Source organism: Roseateles sp. (assembly GCF_052436255.1).
GTDB lineage: Bacteria > Pseudomonadota > Gammaproteobacteria > Burkholderiales > Burkholderiaceae_C > Pelomonas.
Map to the genome: position 1 here is coordinate 1 of NZ_JBQVNP010000268.1, position 3637 is coordinate 3637.

Consider the following 3637-nt stretch of genomic DNA (forward strand, 5'->3'; position numbering starts at 1 on the left):
CCTCGGCCGGCCACCCGTGCTGGCGCTGCTGCGCTGCCGCCTCGGCGGCGTCGACAACGGTTTGCGGGTCGCGGCGCGTGGCGGGCCTCAGGCCCGTGGCCTCGTTGCCGCGCAGCGCACGCACGGCGCGCAGCCCGGCCAGCACCTTGTCCAGGCGACGTTGCGGCAGCCTGACCATCTCGGCCAGCGCCGCCGGCAGCCAGCCACGCTGCGGCGTCTGGCTCGCCAGGGCGCGCCAGACCGTGCTCAGCTCCTCGCGCGACGGCGTCTGGCCGCCGGCGAAGAACTGTTGCAGCGCGCGGTCGCCCTCGCGGAACAGCAGCACGCAGTCGGCCGGTTCGCCGTCGCGGCCGGCCCGGCCGAACTCCTGCACATAGGCCTCGATGGAGGCCGGCATCTGCGCATGCAGCACCAGGCGGATGTCGGGCTTGTCGATGCCCATGCCGAAGGCATTGGTCGCCACCATGACGCGGCTCTGGTCGTTCATGAAGGCTTCTTGCACGGCGGTGCGCTCGGTGGCCGGCAGCTTGCCGTGATAGAGCCCCGCGGCCACGCCGGCTTCGCGCAGCTGGCGGTGCAGGGCCGTGGCCTCGCGCACGGTGGCGCAGTAGACGATGGCACTGCCGGCGTCGGCGCCGAGCGCCTGGACCCGGCGCAGGATGAACTCGCGCCTTTGCTTCTCGGTCTGCGGCAGCTCGACGGCCAGGCGCAGGTTGGGGCGGTAGACGCCGTGGCAGAGCACGCCGTCACGCGGAATGTCGAGGGCCTCGGCAATCTCGCGTTGCACCGCCGCCGAAGCCGTGGCCGTCAGCGCCAGCACGGGTGGCCGGCCGAGGGCGCGTCGGGCGTCGCGCAGGGCGCTGAAGGCGGGCCGGAAGTCGTGCCCCCATTGCGAGATGCAATGCGCCTCGTCGACCACCAGCAGGCCCACGCGCTGCCCCTGCAGCAGCGTCAGCGTGCGCCCATCGGCCAGACGTTCGGGCGTCGTGAACAGCACGCGCACGGCGCCGCGCGTCAGCAGCGCCTCGGCTTCCAGGCGGCTGTTGGCGTCCAGCGCCGAATGCAGCTGGCGCGCCACCACGCCACGCGACTCCAGCGTGTCGCACTGGTCCTTCATCAGGGCGATCAGCGGCGAGATGACGACCGTCAGCGCCTCGCTCAGCACCGCAGGGAGCTGGTAGCACAGCGACTTGCCCGCGCCCGTCGGCATGACGGCCAGGGTGTTCTGCCCCGCCAGCACGCGCGCGATGACCTCGCCCTGGCCGGGGCGCAGCGCCTGCAGGCCGAAAACACGCCTGAGCGTCGTGCGCAGCTTGACCGGCACCACGGGCTCGCGCGGCGGCAGCTTCTCGGGCACGGGCGCCTGGGTGGGCAGCGGCGCTTCGTCACCCGGTGCCGGGCCGGGCGTCTGCAGCAGGGCGGCGGTGTTCACGCGGCGGCTTTCCGGTCGTGGCGTGAAGCCAGCAGGCCGCTCACCTGGTCCAGCACCTCGGGTGCCCAGCCCATGCCCATGTGGCTGGCCTGCACCTCGATGTCCCGGGCCTGCCGGAAGCGGCGCGCATGGGTGCAGGCCTCCCAGGCGACGACGCCGTCGCGGCGGCTGTAGAGCGAGGTTGTCGGTACCGACGGCGGCTCGGCCAGGCGCTTGCGCAGCGCGGCCTCGTTGGGCGGGCGCTTGCCGTTGAGCAGGCGGAACAGCCAGCCCACATTGGTGTCGTCGGCGCTGCCATTGAAGGGCGTACCGATGGTGATGACCTGGTTGACGCGGTCGGGCCAGCGCTTGGCAAGCTCGCGGGCGTAGAAGCCGCCCAGGCTCCAGCCCACCAGGCTGACCTCGCGGGCCGGCGACATGCGCGTCTCGATCGATTCGGCCAGTCTGTCGAGCCACTCGTCGGGGTCGCCGCGCGGCCCGGTGTTGAAGCCCTGGCCCCAGTCCATCGCCCGAAAGCCCGCGCGCTCGAGATGGCGCCGCAGTGGCCACAGCGTCAGGCCGTCGGTGGCCAGGCCGGGGAAAAGCACCACCGTGTGGCCCTGGCCGACCTGCTCGGGCGCATGGCGCCAGTGGCCGAGGGCCTGGACGGCCTCCAGCGTGGCACGGGCGGGTTCAGTGGCCAGCAATGCCAGGGCGGGGCGCCGGCCCGGCGGGGTGCCAGCGGCGGCGCGGGACTTGGGATGCAGGAGCAGCGAGGAGGAGGTCATGGCGGTGGCGGCAAGGCCGGGTCAAGCGATGGGCTCATGCTCGCGTGCCACCCCTGCGACTGGTGCCAGCGCGCGGCCCCAGGCGCTGTAGGACAGGCGGCGACACCGCTGCGGCAGCGGTCGCGCCGCACCGGGGCGGGGCGCGGGCTACTCGTAGAGCAGCGCGTTGCCGACCGCCCCACCCGCATCGTCGTCGCCGCCAAGGATGAGGATGCGGCCGTCCGCCAGCGCCGACAGCGTGTGCCAGGCGCGCCCGGCGGGCATGGCCGCCAGTGCTCGTGCCGCCCTGTCGGGCGCATAGGCGCCGGCGGAGCGGGCCGCGCCCGCCGCGCCGGTCTGGCCGCCGAACAGGCGCACCTGGTCGTCGGGCAGCAGCAGGCTGCGCACCAGGCTGCGCGGCATGTCCAGGCGTCCGTGCAGCGACAGTGTCTGCGTTGCCGGGTCGAACAGCAGCACGCTGTCCAGCGGTTCCAGGCTGGCGCCGGTGCTCAGCTCGCCGCCGAGCACCAGCACACGGCCATCGGGCAGCGCATGCGCCTCGTGCATCGCGCGGCGCTCCGCATCCAGCGGCGAGGCGACGGCCTCGAAGCGCTCGGTGCGCGGGTCGAAGATCTCGGCCAGGCGCTGGCTTGGCCCGATGTGATCCCCGCCGACGATGAGGACGCGGCCGTCGGCCAGGCGCGTCGCGGTCGGGAACTCGCGCACGTTGTGCATTCGCGCGGCAACGAGGCGAAAGCTCCGCGTCGCCGGGTCCCACAGCTCGACGCTGTCGCTTTGCAGGCCGCCGACGACGAGGACGCGCCCGTCGTCCAGGGCGACGCTGGCATGACGTATGCGCGGCCGCACGGGCCGGCCGGCGGCCTCGACGGCACCGGTGCCCAGGTCCACCAGCTCGGCGAAGCCGCCGCTGCTCAGGCCTGTCAGGCCGCCCAGCACCAGGGCGCGCATGTCGCCCAGGCGGGTGGCGGAGTGCTGGGCCCGGCCGGTGGCCATGGCGCCAATGCGCGTGAAGGTGCGCGTGGCGGGGTCGAAGCGGTCAACCGCTTCGGACAGGGCCGACATGCCGCGCGATCCGCCGATGACGATGACGCTGCCATCGGGCGCTGAGACGGCGGCGTGGTACTGCAGCGGCTGCGGCGTGCCGACCGTCACATAACGGTCGCGGTAGGCGGGCACCACTTCCAGCTCGCCGCGAGCCGACGGATGGCCCGCCGCCTCGACCACCAGCGTGTAGCGGCGCGGCCCGGCCAGTGGCGGCGTTGACACCGCCACGCCGCTGCGTACCGCGCCGATGTCGGGCTCGATGCGGCCCGCACCGCCGCTGAAGGTGGCCGTGATCAGCGCGCCGTCGCCCACGGCCACGGGTGCTGCGGTCAGGCGCTGGATGGCGGGGACGGGCGCGGGCGTCGTGCCGCCGCCACCGCCGCCACCGCAGGCC

General features: G+C 74.1%; 3 protein-coding genes. All 3 read right to left on the minus strand.

The window, feature by feature from the left end; all coding sequences use genetic code 11:
- Positions 1–1432, minus strand: a 1432-nt coding sequence (locus ACT6S0_RS27270; protein ID WP_444766859.1) for a RecQ family ATP-dependent DNA helicase, incomplete at its 3' end; no start/stop codon positions are given.
- Positions 1429–2199: an alpha/beta fold hydrolase gene (locus ACT6S0_RS27275; RefSeq protein ID WP_444766860.1), complete on the minus strand. Its 771-nt coding sequence runs from the start codon at positions 2197–2199 to the stop codon at positions 1429–1431. The genes ACT6S0_RS27270 and ACT6S0_RS27275, both read right to left, overlap by 4 nt.
- 147 nt (positions 2200–2346) lie before the next feature.
- On the minus strand, positions 2347–3637 hold a 1291-nt coding region (locus ACT6S0_RS27280; protein WP_444766861.1), incomplete at its 5' end, for a Kelch repeat-containing protein.